The organism is Bifidobacterium sp. ESL0822 (assembly GCF_052606675.1).
On the sequence record NZ_CP199596.1, the window covers coordinates 1,554,838 to 1,570,594 of the forward strand.

The window sequence follows — 15,757 nt, forward strand, 5'->3', positions numbered from 1 at the left end:
GCCTCTTCCGAAGGAATGCACGGATGTGCTGTTTTGAATGCTGGTCGTAAATATAGAAAAGGGAACCCGCCCTGGTCGCTTCCGATCGGCGAGTTCCCGATGTTGGCAGCTGCGGATCAGAGCTGGCCGACCAGATCCAGGCTGGGCTCGATGGTGTCCTCGCCGGGCTCCCACTTGGCAGGGCAGACCTGATCGCCGTGCTCGTAGACGAACTGGGAGGCCTGGACGCGGCGCAGCAGCTCGTCGGCGTTGCGGCCCACGTTGGAGGAGATGACCTCGTAGGCCACGACCTTGCCTTCAGGAGTCAGAATGAAGTCGCCGCGCTCGGCCTTACCCTCGGCCTCGTTATAGGTCTGCAGATCCTTGGCCAGGGTTGCGGTCGGATCGGCCAGCATGGGATACTGGACCTTTGCGATCTTCTCATTGGCCTCGTGCCAGGCCTTGTGAACGAACTCGGTGTCGCAGGAGACGGAGTAGATCTCGCAGCCGATCTTCTTGAAGTCCTCGTACTTGCTGGCCAGATCCTCCAGCTCGGTGGGGCAGACGAAGCTGAAGTCCGCAGGGTAGAAGAAGAGCAGGGACCAGTGGCCCAGCAGATCCTTCTTGGAGACCGGGAAGGTCTTGTTATCCTGGTAGGCCTGCGTGGTGAACTCAGTCAATTCGTGCTGAAGTTGTGACATGAAAAAAATCCTTTCGGGAGCATTGGGAACGTCGGCCTGAAGCCGAACCTGTCTCCGTATTTCATGCTAGTCAGGAAGCGCTGCATGGGGAAGACGGAGGTTCGCCGCTGGGGTGTGACATAGGGCACATGGGGCGCCCATACCCTAGCATTAGAGGCATGGCATTATGGCTGAACATCCTGCTCATTCTCTTCTTTCTCCTGCTCGGATCCGTCTTCTCGGGGACTGAACTGGCGCTGGTCTCCCTGCGAGGCTCGCAGCTGGAGCAGATGGAGCAACAGGACGCGCGCGGCGCCCGGGTGGCCCGCATCGCCCGCGACCCCAACACCTTTCTTTCCGCCGTGCAGATCGGTGTGACGCTGACGGGCTTCCTGTCGGCATCCTTCGGCGCATCGTCCATCGCCCCCTACGTGGTGCCCGTCCTGACCGGGTGGGGCGTGCATGAGGGTCTGGCCGGCACCCTGACCACGGTGATTCTGACCCTGATCATCTCCTACTGCTCCATCGTCATCTCCGAGCTGGTGCCCAAGCGGATCGCCATGCAGCGCACCGAGGCCATCGCCAGGGCCGTTGTTCCGGCCATCGACGTCTTCACTACCCTGTGCAGGCCGCTGATCTGGCTTATCGGAAAGAACACCAACCTCATCGTGCGCATCCTGGGTTTCGACCCCCAGCAGACCGACACCGAGGTCAGCGACGACGAGCTGCGAATGCTGGTCTCCTCCAACACCAACCTGAGCAAGGACGAGCGGATGATCCTGGGCGACGTCTTCGATGCCTCCGAGACCAGCGTGGCCGAGGTCATGCGCCCCAGGGCCGACGTGGTCTTCATCGCCGGGGACATGCCCCTGCAGGAGGCGGTCGAATTCGTGCATGATGAGCCCTACTCGCGCTACCCGGTGACCGGACGCGACTTCGACGACGTGCTGGGCTTCGTCCACGTGCGCGACCTGATGGACGTGCGCAATCCCAATGCCAAGACCGTAGCCGACGTGACCAGGCCCGGCATTGCCCTGCCTGGCACCTCCAGGCTCCTGCCCAGCCTGGAGAAGCTGCGCAAGAAGGGCATCCACCTGGCCGTGGTCATCGACGAGTACGGGGGCACCGACGGCATCGTCACCCTGGAGGACATGACCGAGGAGCTGGTGGGCGACATCCGCGACGAGTACGACCTGCCCGAGGAGCAGAACCCTGCCCATCCCCAGGCAACCGCCTTCGTCAACGGGGTTGCCACGGTCGACGGCGGCATGACCATCGAGGACTTCGCGGACCTGACCGGAATCGAGCTGGAGGATGGCCCCTACGAGACCCTGGCCGGCTACTTCCTGGCCCAGACCGGGCGCATGGGGCAGGTGGGTGACGTAGTCCACTCCGACGACGGGTATGACATGGTGGTGACCAAGGTGGACGGGCGGCGCATCGAGACCATCGAGGTCAGACGGCGGCAGGAGGCCGAGGATCAGTCCGACGATGATGACGAGGCCGACGCGGATGGTAAGGATGAAGACGGGTCGAATTCCGAAGCAGGAGCGGACCGAGGATAACCGGACTGGATCTAATCTGAGGGAGACTGATTTGACCGAGAATAGCTTTGCCGGCTCTAACCCGACCGAGGTTGGTCGAAGCCAGGAAGGAAGACGACAATCCAAGGCGGGCCGAGACGATACTGCGACCAGAGCCTAGCTATCGTCTAACCGAATCCCTACTATCATCCAGCCAGTGCTGGGCTGGTAGTCAGCCGGTGACCGCTCTGACGCCAGTCAAGAAAAAATGACTATCAGCGTAGCCGATGGTCCGTGAATGATTTCACTGGTTGATTCCCGCAAAATCCAAGCGTTTCCTTGCTTTTTCCTCTAGTCTGGAGATACAAGGTCGGGCTGACCCGACCGAAGGCATAATTTCATATTTAAGGAGCGATTATGGCATTGAACTTTACCGTACCGGGACTCGACGAAGCGACCAGCGAGAAGGTCATCGCCATCCTGCAGAGCCGTCTGAGCCAGGAACAGGAGACTGCCCTGATCCTCAAGCACGCCCATTGGAACATGAAGGGCAAGGAATTCATCGGCATTCATGAGATGATGGACCCCGAGGTTGATTCGGTGCTGAACATGGCCGACGAGACCGCTGAGCGCATCGCCACCCTGGGCGGCTCCCCCGCCGGGCGCCCTGACGACATCATGAAGAACCGCGACTGGGATGGCATCACCATGACCGGCCGTCAGGATGCCCTGGACTACCTGAAGGCCCTGGACACCTACTACACCACCTTCATCAAGCGCGACCGCGAGGCCATCAAGGAGCTGGACGACCTGGACATTGTCAGCTCTAACATTCTGCAGGACCACGTGCAGGAGCTGGAGCACTTCCAGTGGTTCATGCGCAGCCACCTGTTCTGAGTTACTGAGTTACTCGGTTTCTGAGTTCTGAGAACTCATCGCCGCCCCCGATAGGCGGTAAACCAGCGGCCCTGCATCGTGAAAGGTGCGGGGCCGCTGGCATTTTCTCTGACCGAGATAGACTGTTGGACTTCAGGATAGAATTGGCACTTGGGAGACGGCCGGGCGCCGCCTCATGCCGGGAAGACTGGTCGGCCATGGAAGACCGAACTCTACCCGCCCGACCAGGAGCATCATGCCGCCCACGCCTGCATTCCCAGCATTCTCTGTCAATCCACGTCGTCAGGATTACGACGATTCGAATTCGCAACAGAATCTCAAACCTTTCCATCCCAGGCAGTCGGATTCCCGGTCATCAGACCCCCAACCGAATTCTGGACCGTCGGATTTCAAGTCATCGAATGCCCAACCATCAAATCCACAGCGTGGGCAGGGCGGATCTGACAGGGACCGGCACAACAGACATCATCCTTCAAACTTCTTCGCCGCTCTGTCATCGTTGGCTGAAAACGATCGGATCACCGGGCTATTCATGATGGCCTGCGCCCTGGCCGGGCTGATCCTGGCCAATCTTCCAGAGACCGGGCCGGGGCTGAACGCTCTTGCCGCTTGGATTCCTCTGGACCTGCCCGGTGGACTGAACCTGTCCCTCAAGGACTGGATACAGGACGGGCTGCTGACCATATTCTTCCTGACCATGGGTCTTGACCTGCGCCAGGAGGCTGCCACAGGCACTCTGCGCGACCACAGGCAGGTCCTGCTGCCCATGCTGGCCGCTCTGGGCGGTGTGGCCGTTCCGATCCTGATCTACTGCCTGTTCAACCTGGGCTCCCCTGCCGGGTTGCGCGGCTGGGCTGTCCCAACGGCCACCGACTTAGCCTTCTCCCTGGCGGCTCTGCAACTGCTCCTACCCAAGGCTGGGCCCGCCCTGCAGGCCTTTTTGATGACCCTGGCCATCTTCGACGATCTGATTGGTGTCCTGCTGATCGCCCTGGGCTACTCCAGCTTGGGACAACCGAGCTGGCTGCTTGCCTGCCTGGTCGGCCTAGTGGTCTGGGCCTCGCTGGTCCGAGCGGGGAGCCGTTCCTCACGGCTCTGGCGACCTTTGATGCCGCTGTTCCTGCTGGGTGCCCTTACCGGCGGACTGCTGGCCTGGTACGGCCTCTTCAAGGCTGGGATCCACCCGGTGTTGGCGGGAGTGGCGATGGGCCTATTGACCCCTGTCACCAGGTCACGCGAGGCTGAACCATCCGGAACAGAATCTACTGGGGCCAATCCAGCTGGAACCGAGACAACAGGGATTGGACGGAGCCACATCCAAGCATCATCGCCTGCCGAACAGTTGGATCGCCTGCTGACACCTTTGAGCGCCCTGGTGGTTCTACCCGTGTTCGCCTTCTTCTCGCTGTCCATCTCCCTGGATCAGCTGGGACCCGGACTGCTGACGGACCGGGTCTTTTGGGGCGCCACACTGGGACTGGCCTTGGGCAAGCCCCTAGGAATCATGACCATGGTGATCCTGGCAAGTCATCTGGGGCTGCGGCGGCCTGCCGGCTCCACGACCGGAAACATGATCGGTCTCTGCCAGCTCTGCGGAATCGGCTTCACCATGTCCTTCCTGATCGCCAATTTGGCCTTCGCCGAATCCCCACACCTAGAGTCAGCCTTGCTGGGTGTGCTGACGGGGTCGGTCCTGTCCGTGCTCGTCGTGGCCGTGGGCACTATCCCCGGTCGGCTGCGCTCCGCCAGGCGCACATAGGCTTAGTTGCCAAGACTCAACCTCTGCCAGACCCGGTCCCTGGCAGAATCAACCTGCCAAACTCGGTTTTGGACAGAATCAGTTTTTGACGGAATCGGTCCCTTACCAGGCTCAGCTGCGACGGTAGAGCTTGGTGTAGGAGCCCTCAGCGCGGGGGCGGACCACGATTTGGTCAATGTCCACAGTGTCGGGCTGCTCCAGGGCCCAGGTGACGCATCCCGCGATGTCCTCGGCGGTCAGCGGGTCGGGCACCCCGGCGTAGACCGCATCGGCCCGGTCGCTATCCCCACCGAACCGCTTCAGGGAGAACTCGTCGGTGTGGACCAGACCCGGGGCGATGTCGACCACGCGCACTGGCTCGCCAATCAGCTCCAGCCGCAGAATGCGGGCCATGACCCGTTCCGCCGCCTTGGAAGCGCAGTATCCGCCGCCGCCCTCGTAGGGCTCGATGCCTGCCGTCGAGGAGATGACCAGGACCGTGCCCTCCGACTCTTTCAGGGCCGGAAGCAGCTTCTGAATGACCCGCAGAGTGCCGATGACGTTCAGCTCGTACATGCCGCGCCAGTCGTCCAAACTAGAGGTTGCCACCGGATCCTTGCCGAAGGCCGCACCGGCACAGTTGACCAGAGCCTTGACCGGCCCGCCCTTGAGCACGGCATCGACGGCCGCCTGGGTGGAGGCCTCATCAGTCACGTCGCAGACCTCATAGGTGAAGCTCTGACCCAGCTGGTCAGCCAGAGCCTTGAGCTTGTCCTCGCGCCGGGCCAGGCCGACCACCTTCCAGCCCTTGTCAACTAAGGCCCGCACACTGGCCTGGCCGATGCCGCTGGAGGCGCCGGTCACCACGGCGCGCTTGATTGTCTTCTTGGATTCCGTCATCTCATCCGCTCCTTCATGATCGATTGCCCCGGATCGGCTCCACACACGTCTCCGGGTCACAGGGACCCTACCTAACTGCTGCAGGATCACCCCTCTTCCTCAACGCTAGCGCACCATCATGGGCTGCGGCAGTCTTCCTTTAGTCTTGGATGACAAATGTGGTGCATTACACCAGACTTGAGTAGGGCCAGAACGAATCAAAGGCAGATTTAGGTTGAGTCAGAACAGAGCAAAGTGAGATCGGGCTGAATCAGACCATATAGTCGGTCTAGATCGGGATAGACAAGACGATCAAAAACCGATTCAACTTCGCACCAGATGGCCTAGCGAGGGTTTGGTCACGAAATCTTCAGCACGGATGATGCCGCAGGTTCGTAATTTACAAGCTCCCCGTCCATAGGTTCAGGACTCATGAGGATTTTACGGCTCCGGAAGTCATGAGTCTAGAAGTCATGGATCTCGAAGTCATGACTTCAGACGTCTAAGCTTCGGAGGTCACAGAGCTAAATAGCGGTTGAGCCGACGACGGCGCTCAGCCCAGTCGGGCATATAACGATCCATCCGCGCGCGGAAGCCGGGCCCGTGACCATGCTCGTAGAGGTGGGTCAGCTCGTGAACCAACACATACTCCAATAGGTCAGAATCCAGCCAAGCCAGGTCGGTGTTGAGCCGGATGCTGCCAGTGGCGGGGGTGCAGGAGCCCCAGCGGGTTTTCATCTTCCGCAGACTGATGCGCTCAGGTCGACGGCCCACCACTGGGACCCAGCGATCCAGAAGGACGGGCAACCTCTCACGGAGAATCCTCTTTGCTTCGGCATCGGATCGGTCTGGCGACAGCAGACCATCAGCTCCAAGCTGGGCGTATACATCGCGTGAGCGGGCCAGACGCTCTCTAGTGGTTACGATCCAGCGGCGCTTGCCGTCGATAAAGGCACGAATCTGGTCATCGTCCAGCTTTAGAGGCGCCGTCACTTCCAGATGGCCGTCAGGCGGCTTGACCCGCAGATAGACGTTGGCGATCCGCTTCCTGATGACCAAAACCGTCTCACCACTGACCTCCAGCTGCTCCGACCGGACTGGTTCCGCACGCCGTTTCCGCCTCATGACCCCCATTCTTCCGCCAAGACGCGACGCGACGCCGCCGGGATTGACTTGAGGGGACACTATGGTAAGCTATCCATTTGTGTGATTCTTCGGTCACACGGCATGGGCCTGTAGCTCAGCTGGTTAGAGCGCATCCCTGATAAGGATGAGGTCGGAGGTTCAAGTCCTCCCAGGCCCACGCATTCTTGTGCGGTTGAAGTTCTTTACACATTCACGGGGCTATGGCGCAGCTGGTAGCGCATCTGCTTTGCAAGCAGAGGGTCGCCGGTTCGAATCCGGCTAGCTCCACAGGTAGATTATTTAGGTCTCTTGAAAATGCGTATCGACGTTGACTGTGGGCGGCTGGCAATGATGCCGCAAAGTGAGCAAGTCAGAAGCCGAAGCTCATGCGGCAAGATACGACTTCACTATTATCTCCGTGCCACTGAATGCATACCCACCCTCACCAAGCCGTTTTATAAAAATTTTCAGCGAAGCTACTTGTGGAAGCAGTTTTTGGTTCAATACAAGTTTCAACACCATCGCTTTATGTAAGAACCAGATATTTTAATAGGAATTAGGAATATTAGAAATCCTGATGGCCAATCAGATGATCACCTTCCCAATGAGCTTCTCCATCTGAACCATCGGTTGTGCCAACCCAAGCAGGGTGACGATTAACACTGCTGTCACCGTTGCCGCCCTTGGGGGCAGTTGTGTCGCCTCCTCCGGAGGGTGCACAATAGTTGCTGCCGCCGTTCTGGGATGGGGCTCGATAGCCGTTGCCGCCCCGGCGCGCAGTAGCGCCGTAACCGCTATCAACCATAGAGGGAGCGCTTGCAACAGCCTTGGCATCCGCCTGGGCTTTGGCTGAGACTGCGTCATTCACGGCCTTGACCTTGGCATCCAAATCGGCCTTGACGTCGGCGAAAGCCTTAAAGACAGACTTCTTGCCATTGAGGATATTCTTAGCTGAGTCCAAGTCCTTGGCCAGGTCGTTGCGCGTCTGGTCCCCGTCAGGCACTTTGCCATCAGAATCAGCCAGGGCCTTATACCCATTCCCAATAGCATCAGAGAGCAGCTTATGCGCTTGGGAAGTGGTGACAGCAAGCACATCCCTCTTAAGAATCTTCAATTTTGACTTCATCTTCGAAGTCCGGGCCTTCAGAGTTTCGGTAACTTTTTTCAATTCGCTTGTGGATGCATCCCCGGTCAAGTTGGTTTTCGCCACTGTCGTCATACCGGAGGCCGGCTTGACGGTCTGCATGCTCTTGGCCAGAATCTGGACTGTCTTAGCGTCACTGACCTGATTATCTGTAACCGCCGAAGCGGACTTAACCTCGTCAGATGCCAGATATTTGCGGTATTCGCCGTCCTGTGCCTCGTAGGACCTGACCACTGCCTTGTATGAGGCAAAGGCCCGATCATGCTCCTGCACGGAATGATGATGCCACTGTAAACCCCCGCTAGAAACGACAGCAACCACCAGCACCAAGGCAGCTATGATGATAAACCGACGCCTCGAACCGCTGCTCTTACCAGTACTATTTTTACCAGTACTATTCTCGGATTTCTCCACGATTGCCCCTCTGCCCTTCCCGCGAACCCACAGCTATTTGTCCGCAGGAACCCCTTGACCTGGCATAACCAGCCTTGCGCCAAACGCCTCGCAATGCCCATTCTAAACGACGAACCGCTCCAATTCTTAGAGCAATGCATCATCCAGCTGAGGTCGGGAAACAATATGAAGGCATTATTGCCCACCGCCGGACGACACCGTACAAACAGAAAGGAGTCTGCGATTACCCTAGTCGGGCAGATCAGCACCCAGTGGTGATATCGGGCTGCATTATGCACAGGTAGTGGTGCGCCCCGTCTATCTGTTCCTGAGTGTATTGAGGGGTCGTGGGCGCAGGGTTGACCGCTGGGACCTGAGGAGACGTGGACCCACCACCGTTCCCTGTACTGCCCTGCCGTCCGGCCCCGGGCTGGTTCTGAAAATTCCCAGACATGCTTCCCGACCACCTCGACTGGGGGTACAAACCGGATGATGCCGCACCGGGAGCCCGTGCACTTCCGGCCTGCGCCTGAGCAGAGCGTGCTCGCTCGTCCCGTTGCCGAGCGGCATCCTGATCCGCCTGGGCTTTGGCTGAGACTGCGTCATTCACGGCCTTGACCTTGGCATCCAGATCGGCCTTAGCATCAGAGAAAACCTTAAGAACCGACTGCTTATCATTGAGGACATCCTTAGCTGACTCCAACGCCTTGGTCAGATTGTTACGTGTCTGGTCCCCGTCAGGCACTTTGCCATCGGAATCGACCAGAATTTTATCTCCGTTCCCGATAGCATCAGAGAGCAGCTTTTGTGCTTGGGAAGTGGTGACAGCAAGCACGTCACCCTTGAGAGCCTTCAATTTCGATTTGAGCTTCGAGGTCTGAGCGTTCAGAGTATCGGCAGCTGTTTTCAATTCGCTAGTGGATGCATCCCCGGTCAAGTTGGTTTTCGCCCCTGTCGTCCTGCCGGGGGCTGGCTTGACAACCTGCACACCCTTGGCCAAGGCATGGACGGTCTTCGCGTCACTCACCTGGTCATCCGTAACCGTTGAGACGGCCTCTACCTCGTCAGATGCCAGATACCTGTGGTATTCACTTTCCTGAACCTTGTAGGTTTTGGCCGCTGCCCTATAAGAGGCAAAAGCCCGATTATGCTCCTGGACAGCAGTGCGATGCCACCACAGACCCCCGCCACAGATGACGGCAACCACCAGCACCAGGACCGCTACAATGCTGAGCCTGCGCCTCGAATTGTTGCTTTTACTATTCTCGGTTTTCTCCACGATTGCTCTTCTGCCCTTCCCATGGGCCCTCAGCCATTGTCGGCAGGGACCCCTTCATCCGACTCAAGCATAACCGAGCTTGCGCTAAATGCCCCGCTACGCTCATCATGTCATGTATACAAACATGACATCCTATTTGCATTGAGCTTATGGACAACACTGATTTGACCCGGAAGGACTATGCTCAAGAACTCGGCATCAACATCGCCAGAGCACGCACCGTCAAGGGATATTCCCAGAACAGGGCGGGGAACCAACGCAGGCCTCCCGTGCTTCACCTACTGGAAGCTTGAACGCGGGGAATCGAACCACGACACCCCTGCCAACCCCAGACTGAGCAGCATCCGCGCCTCGCCGAAACACTCGACGTCGAACTAGACGACCTACTGCCCAAACACACCCCAAGCCTCCGTCGCCGATAGCCTCAAAACATGTCAGGACAGTCCACAAAGCCTCAACGCCGATCAACCCCTAACCGCGCAAACAACGTGTCCCCAGTAAGAACCATTGCCATTACGAATATGACTGCACAAGCCATGTATCTGACTTGTGCCCACAACGAGAGCATAGAGAACTCGAATGAGATACTCGTCGACTTGATTCTCTTTTCGCAAAGATTCACGTTTGTTATTTTCCAGTTGGTTATGACGCACAACCACATCTATCACGCCGAAATGCGATTTGGGGTTCATTCTTTTAATTACTGATTCCACTGAATAAGGCCGATCACAATAACAGGAATGAAAACCCAATACACATAGCTTCTAACACAACTTGTCACCAGAAGAGTGCACAGAGATACAGCGACGCAAGGGATTCATTATCCAAATAGAATGCACTAAACAAGTAAGAGATCAGCTAAGTAACGACTTCGGGAAAACCGCGATTCCTTCAAACTGGTGACTGAGCAGGATTCACTTAACAGGAAAAGGCTGAGGGATAAAATGCAATCTTCCGCTTTGATGCGGCTTGTCTCTTTCAGCTTTAATGTATGCCGAGAACGCTCTAGAAATACGAATAATGCACGCAAGAGTATTCCTTAAGTGGATGCACTCCGAATTCCCCTGATAATACTGCTCATAATTCTTGCATATTCTTTGTTCTAGATCTGACATCAATTTTGCTGCTACGCGACGTATGGGCATACTGTTACAGATTGTAAGAAACATGCACAAGAAACTTGAATAGTCATAGACAAGTTGCGACTTCTTAATCGTACTTGGAATAGGTGCCGGGGGTTTATCCATCTGGAACAGATCGCACAAACACCCATCGACAAACTCAGTCTGAGGCACATGGCCCTGCTTGTTTGTTCTATCCACATCCAACAGTAACGGGGCACTATGCGATACCGCATTTCGCAATCTACGGAAGTTGCCAAAAAATTTTGTAGCATTGTCCCTCAGATGTGATGACTCCAGATACTTCATGTATGAATCAATTAGATCACCCAGATTGAAGCATTCCCATAGATTCCATATTTCAGGGTCAGGGAAATATTTGCGAACCATAGCATCTGAATAAGGAGAATATTTAAGCTTGATTCCTGTCTTGCCAGGCTTGCCATCGCGCTGATTTCGATAGCCAGTTTTTTCATCAAATACAAAGCAATCATGTGGATCAACCAGCTTTGCGATTCGTTTACCGTCAAGCTCAGAATTTGACATCAATAAATTATTGAATCGCACTTTCAAATCATGTTCCGCGTTTGCTACCAGATATTCCATTGCCATCCTGAGTTCATAGTCAATGACCGCCAAATCCTTGAGTACAGCGAAATCGAGATTCTTGTACTTCCCATCATGGTTCTTATTGAAATTAGAAGCATATCGCTTAATCCTAAACAGATAGGTGTTCGCAGATAGATATGCTTTAGCGGATTCCTCATTACAGATATCGAATACGACGCCATCGTTTTGCAAATTAGCAATTTGAGAATCGAGGCTTTTAGCCAAACACATGCGCTTTGAACTGTCCACATTGGCCCTCGCAGCTAAACTAATGGGGCATCCGCTTCGAAAAGCGCTGCCCCATTAGTGAAGAGCCGGCCAATGTGACCAACCCCCTTTTGACTTTGTAGTTACAATGCTAATTACATATAAGCATGTGTCAATTTATTTCGTGTTCTCTTTTATCCGCCAACAAGAAAAGCGCCACAACAGGCATTGCCCGGTTGTGGCGCTGATTAGCTATAGCAGGGAAAATGCTCTACGCTTCCTTCTCCTTATCCAGCTCGGCGAGCATGGTCTTCTGCTCATCCGGTGTCAGCTTGCGAATGCCGATTCCAGTATATCCCCAGATGGTGGCGAAAATCACACCGGTCCAGCAGAGGGTTGCCCAAGGCATATAAGAGAGCGTAGGTACGCCCAAGGTGGCCGCCATATAGGCGCCAGCGGCTGTCCAAGGCAGGATCGGCTCGAATATGGTGCCGGAATCCTCTATGCTTCGACCAAGATTGCAGGGATGCAGACCTCGGCGAATGTAGGCAGGCCTCAGCAGCTCGCCAGGCAGTAGGAGGGAGACCTGGCCGTTGCAGGTGGTGGATATGGTCAGGATGCCGGTCAGCAGGGTGACGACAATCAATGAGCCGGTGCTCTTGCTGATCTTGAGCAGGGATTCCACGATCTTGTTCAAAGCTCCGGAGGCCGAAAGCACCCCTGCGAAGGACAGGGCACAGAATGCAATCAGGAGGGTGCTCATCATGCTCTCCATACCGCCCCGGTTCAGCAGACTGGTGATGTCCTTGGCTGCGGGACCCAAGTTGAAGCCCCTGGGAAGCATAGAGGTGTCGAATCCGTTGACAATCGCGCTGAATGCGTTGGTGACGGAGAAGTGCTGGATGACGACGGCATTGAACATGGCGACCACCGACGAGAGCAGCATGACCGGGATGGTCGGCTTCTTCCATGCAGACCCGATCAGGATGATCAGGAGGGGTATAAGCAGCATGACCACGTTCCAGGTGAAGGCCTGCGAAAGCGTGTTATTCATCTCGGCAACCTTGTCAAAGCCGCTGCCACCTGTGGACTGGACACCACGGCCCGCCACAAACATGACTATCGCTGACACCAGCAAGGAGGGGAAGGTTGTCCACAACAGGTGCTTCATATGCGTGAACAGATTCACATGGGTGATGGCTGCAGCCAGGTTGGTATCTCCGGACAGAGGGGAAAGTTTATCCCCGAAATAGGCGCCACTGACCACTGCACCAGCGGCGATGGCAGGATTGATGCCTTCCATGCCCAGCGCCACTCCCATAAAGGCCACGCCAATGGTACCTGCTGAACCCCAGGAGGTTCCCGTGCAGACCGAAGTGATAGCCGTGACCAGCAGGGCCGTCAGATAGAGGTACTGGGGCGATACGATCTTGAGACCGAAGTAGACCATCATCGGAATGGTTCCGCCAATCATCCAGGACCCGATAAGCATGCCCACCACTATCAGAATCAGCAAAGCTGGCATGATCCCAGCAATCTTCTCGGCTATGGTGTTGAGCATCTCATCGTAACCGTGACCGAGCATGTAGGCAATGATTGCTGCTACCACGGCAGCCAGGATAAGCATCGGCTCAGCGGGAAGTTCCAGCCAGATGGCTCCAACCCCCATGAACATCGCCATAGCAATAATTGGGGTCAGCGCCAAGAGCAGTGAGGGGGAGCGCTGCTCCCTTTGTTTCTTTTCCTTCGTCATTGCAAGGTTACCTTTCCGTTGAAGTGCCAAGCGCCCGATTCATACGCGACAGGGCCTTGGTCAGAATCGGCGTAGTTGTTGCCAGGTTGATGCGCACAAAGCCGCTGCCACCCTGGCCGAAGTCAGTCCCCGGATCCAGCATCAGACCCTGTTTAGCCAGCCGCTTTTCGATTTCCTCATCCTCGAGTCCAAGCCCTCTCATATCTATCCAGGCCAGGTAGGTGCCTTCAGGTTCAATCAGCTTCACACCATCCATCCCGGCAACGCAGTCTCGCAAAAAATCAGTGTGCCTCTCAATCTCGGTCAGAAGCTCATCCAGCCAGTCTGCGCAATGGTCGTATCCCGCTTGAGTAGCAACTTGTGCAAAATAGCGGGGATTATGGCAGCCGGCATCATCAATGGCCTTCTCCACCTTGTGCCGTAGATCAGCGTCAGGAACGACGATATTGGCCGTTTCCAGCCCAGCGATGTTGAAGGTTTTGCCCGGAGAGGTAAAGGAGATGCCTCCAGCCGCTTCGGGCGACGAAATCAGATAAGGCTGAAATCGATATCCTGAATGGATCAGATCGGCATGGAACTCATCTGAGATGACCAGAACATTATGCTTGGCAGCAGCCTTGGCCACTTTGGCCAGTTCGTCACGGGTCCATACGCGACCAGTGGGGTTATGCGGATTGGTGATTACCAGCGCACTAGCTTGGTCAAGCAGGCCTCCAAGAGCATCAAAGTCGAATCGGTATTTTCCTTGTCCGTCCATCTTGAGCAGCCACGGAAGAACCTTGCACCCTGCAGCCTTAATCGCCGTTGGGGTGGGCGAGTATGCAGGATAAGGAACGATTACCGAACAGGCGGGCGGTAGAGCCTCCCTGAGTATGGCAGGCAAGGATTCCACCATTCTGCCTACCGGCACCAGACTGGCTGGACTAATCTGCCAACCATGGCGCCTTTTGAACCAGTCGCACACTGACTGTCTATATGAGGCGTCCAGGTAGGTGTAGCAGAAATCGCCCACCTGAGCACGCTTGACCACGGCCTGGACCAAAGGGTCCGGGGCTTTGAAATCCATGTCTGCCACCGACAGGGATATGGCATCGTCACCGCAGATGCGATGTGCGTCATCCCAGCGGATACTGTGTATTCTTCCCAGATCCTGGGTTGAAACGGGATGTAGAAGACCCATAATTACATCTATTCCCTTCTTTACAACTATGTTGGATTCTTGCCTTCATTGGCAATGTGATCCTCAGAGGCCACCATGACCTCGATAGTGCTTCCCCCGTTTATTGCTTTTTCTTATCTTTGACGGAGGTCGTCTCCTCTATTTCTTTGAGATAGTTGTAGACGGTGAACCGTGAAATCTGCAAGCGGTCGGCCAAGGTCTCAGCCGCATCTCGCAGGAAGAAAAAGCCCTGCTCTTTGGCTTGTCTTATCACCTCCTTTTTATGACTTTTTGTCATGAGTTCAACGGGCACACCCTGGCTGGCAACAGCACGATCAAGCACGATATTCGCCAAGTCGTCAAGGTTGTGGACGAAGACTTCACCCGCAGAATTCGCTTCAGCCGAGTCCGTTCCACGACTTATCTGCCCTGTCTCGAATCCAGTCTTTTTTCCGATGCCATACCGTTGGTTCTGATCCAAATCTTTATCAAAATCAACTTCCAACTCTGATTCAGAACTTGCATCGATACTGCCGTAGAGCATTTGTTGGCATATTTTCAGAAGCCCGGACCAGATTTCGACGCTACTGTTGATGCATAAGGCAGCGACCGGCTCCCCTTGGCTATCCTTGACGGCTATAGTGGCACAACGAATCCGACGCCCGTCAGGCAGAACAGAGCTGTAGTTGACCATGGTGCGCACCCGACCCTCAGCCAGCTGCTTAAGTAGAACATCGGTGGCCGGATCGCCAACCTTGCGACCAGTCAAACCTCCTGCAATAGCGACGATGGTGGTGGGTACCTGCGAAAGATCATGCACTACAACCTCGCAGTCCGGCATCAGCGAGGCCAGTGGCTCCACCAGTTGGGCCAAGGATTGGATTATCAGGGCACGCTCTGCGCTGTCCTGCGCCTTAAGGCTGCGTGCCGATTGTGCATCGTTGCTCATACATCATCTCTTTCGTGAAGTACCTGAAGATAGTATAACCATTTAATAAACATTTTGTTGAGTGATTCTATAAATTGTTTATTTATTTCTGTAATTTTTGTGAATTCACAATCTTGATGGGGAATGTTCATCTATTCAAACCCTTGAAAATCCAGCTGTTCAACCACGAAGCAGATAGTGTTGAGCACAAGGTGGTGGGACATCCATAATCTGCAGATAGGAAACCAAAGTAACCAACTAGACCCTTGATAGGAGCTTCAGGATATCGAAAAAGCGACGCTCTGCCGGGAATCCAACAAGCTCTAATTCCCAAAGTAAGTTG

The 15,757-nt window shown here is 55.6% G+C and carries 12 protein-coding genes and 2 tRNA genes; 5 read left to right on the top strand and 9 right to left on the bottom strand.

The features are described from left to right. Nucleotides 1-116: 116 nt before the first annotated feature. Nucleotides 117-680 (bottom strand): peroxiredoxin, encoded by a 564-nt coding sequence (locus ACUIAF_RS06080; protein ID WP_015021096.1) that lies wholly within the window; start codon nucleotides 678-680, stop codon nucleotides 117-119. Nucleotides 681-838: 158 nt separating this feature from the next. Between ACUIAF_RS06080 and ACUIAF_RS06085 the strand changes: the two genes are divergently transcribed. The 3 genes from ACUIAF_RS06085 (at nucleotide 839) to ACUIAF_RS06095 (ending at nucleotide 4,838) form a co-directional block, all read left to right on the top strand. Continuing rightward, nucleotides 839-2,224, top strand: coding sequence for a hemolysin family protein (locus ACUIAF_RS06085; protein ID WP_445338182.1), 1,386 nt, complete (start codon nucleotides 839-841; stop codon nucleotides 2,222-2,224). Between the two features lie 375 nt (nucleotides 2,225-2,599). Continuing rightward, nucleotides 2,600-3,079: a Dps family protein gene (locus tag ACUIAF_RS06090; RefSeq protein ID WP_015021094.1), complete on the top strand. Its 480-nt coding sequence runs from the start codon at nucleotides 2,600-2,602 to the stop codon at nucleotides 3,077-3,079. A 499-nt stretch (nucleotides 3,080-3,578) separates the two neighbouring features. Beyond that, nucleotides 3,579-4,838, top strand: a complete 1,260-nt coding sequence (locus tag ACUIAF_RS06095) for a Na+/H+ antiporter NhaA (RefSeq protein WP_445338183.1) — start codon at nucleotides 3,579-3,581, stop codon at nucleotides 4,836-4,838. A 111-nt stretch (nucleotides 4,839-4,949) separates the two neighbouring features. Here ACUIAF_RS06095 and ACUIAF_RS06100 read toward each other — a convergent pair whose 3' ends face one another. Continuing rightward, nucleotides 4,950-5,717, bottom strand: a complete 768-nt coding sequence (locus ACUIAF_RS06100) for an SDR family oxidoreductase (RefSeq protein ID WP_445338185.1) — start codon at nucleotides 5,715-5,717, stop codon at nucleotides 4,950-4,952. A gap of 495 nt (nucleotides 5,718-6,212) precedes the next feature. Then, on the bottom strand, nucleotides 6,213-6,821 hold the full coding sequence (locus ACUIAF_RS06105) for a M48 family metallopeptidase (protein ID WP_445338186.1): 609 nt from the start codon (nucleotides 6,819-6,821) through the stop codon (nucleotides 6,213-6,215). 104 nt (nucleotides 6,822-6,925) lie between these two features. Between ACUIAF_RS06105 and ACUIAF_RS06110 the strand changes: the two genes are divergently transcribed. Together ACUIAF_RS06110 and ACUIAF_RS06115 are read left to right on the top strand one after the other, a co-directional pair. After that, a tRNA-Ile gene (locus ACUIAF_RS06110) sits at nucleotides 6,926-6,999 on the top strand. A 37-nt stretch (nucleotides 7,000-7,036) separates the two neighbouring features. After that, a tRNA-Ala gene (locus ACUIAF_RS06115) sits at nucleotides 7,037-7,109 on the top strand. A gap of 277 nt (nucleotides 7,110-7,386) precedes the next feature. Here the strand turns inward: ACUIAF_RS06115 and ACUIAF_RS06120 are convergent. The 6 genes from ACUIAF_RS06120 to ACUIAF_RS06145 all read right to left on the bottom strand — a co-directional run bounded on the left by ACUIAF_RS06120 (nucleotide 7,387) and on the right by ACUIAF_RS06145 (nucleotide 15,435). After that, nucleotides 7,387-8,379 carry a hypothetical protein gene (locus tag ACUIAF_RS06120; RefSeq protein ID WP_445338187.1) on the bottom strand — a complete coding sequence of 331 codons (993 nt, stop codon included), beginning with the start codon at nucleotides 8,377-8,379 and terminating at the stop codon, nucleotides 7,387-7,389. 241 nt (nucleotides 8,380-8,620) lie between these two features. Continuing rightward, on the bottom strand, nucleotides 8,621-9,637 hold the full coding sequence (locus ACUIAF_RS06125; RefSeq protein ID WP_445338188.1) for a hypothetical protein: 1,017 nt from the start codon (nucleotides 9,635-9,637) through the stop codon (nucleotides 8,621-8,623). 914 nt (nucleotides 9,638-10,551) lie between these two features. Further along, nucleotides 10,552-11,616 (bottom strand): Abi family protein, encoded by a 1,065-nt coding sequence (locus ACUIAF_RS06130; protein WP_445338190.1) that lies wholly within the window; start codon nucleotides 11,614-11,616, stop codon nucleotides 10,552-10,554. A gap of 229 nt (nucleotides 11,617-11,845) precedes the next feature. Further along, nucleotides 11,846-13,327, bottom strand: coding sequence for a Na+/H+ antiporter NhaC (gene nhaC / locus ACUIAF_RS06135; RefSeq protein WP_445338192.1), 1,482 nt, complete (start codon nucleotides 13,325-13,327; stop codon nucleotides 11,846-11,848). A 7-nt stretch (nucleotides 13,328-13,334) separates the two neighbouring features. Beyond that, a complete protein-coding gene (locus ACUIAF_RS06140; protein ID WP_015021082.1) occupies nucleotides 13,335-14,507 on the bottom strand; it encodes a MalY/PatB family protein in 1,173 nt (390 codons plus the stop codon). A 100-nt stretch (nucleotides 14,508-14,607) separates the two neighbouring features. Further along, nucleotides 14,608-15,435: a helix-turn-helix transcriptional regulator gene (locus ACUIAF_RS06145; protein ID WP_445338195.1), complete on the bottom strand. Its 828-nt coding sequence runs from the start codon at nucleotides 15,433-15,435 to the stop codon at nucleotides 14,608-14,610. Nucleotides 15,436-15,757 lie beyond the last annotated feature (322 nt).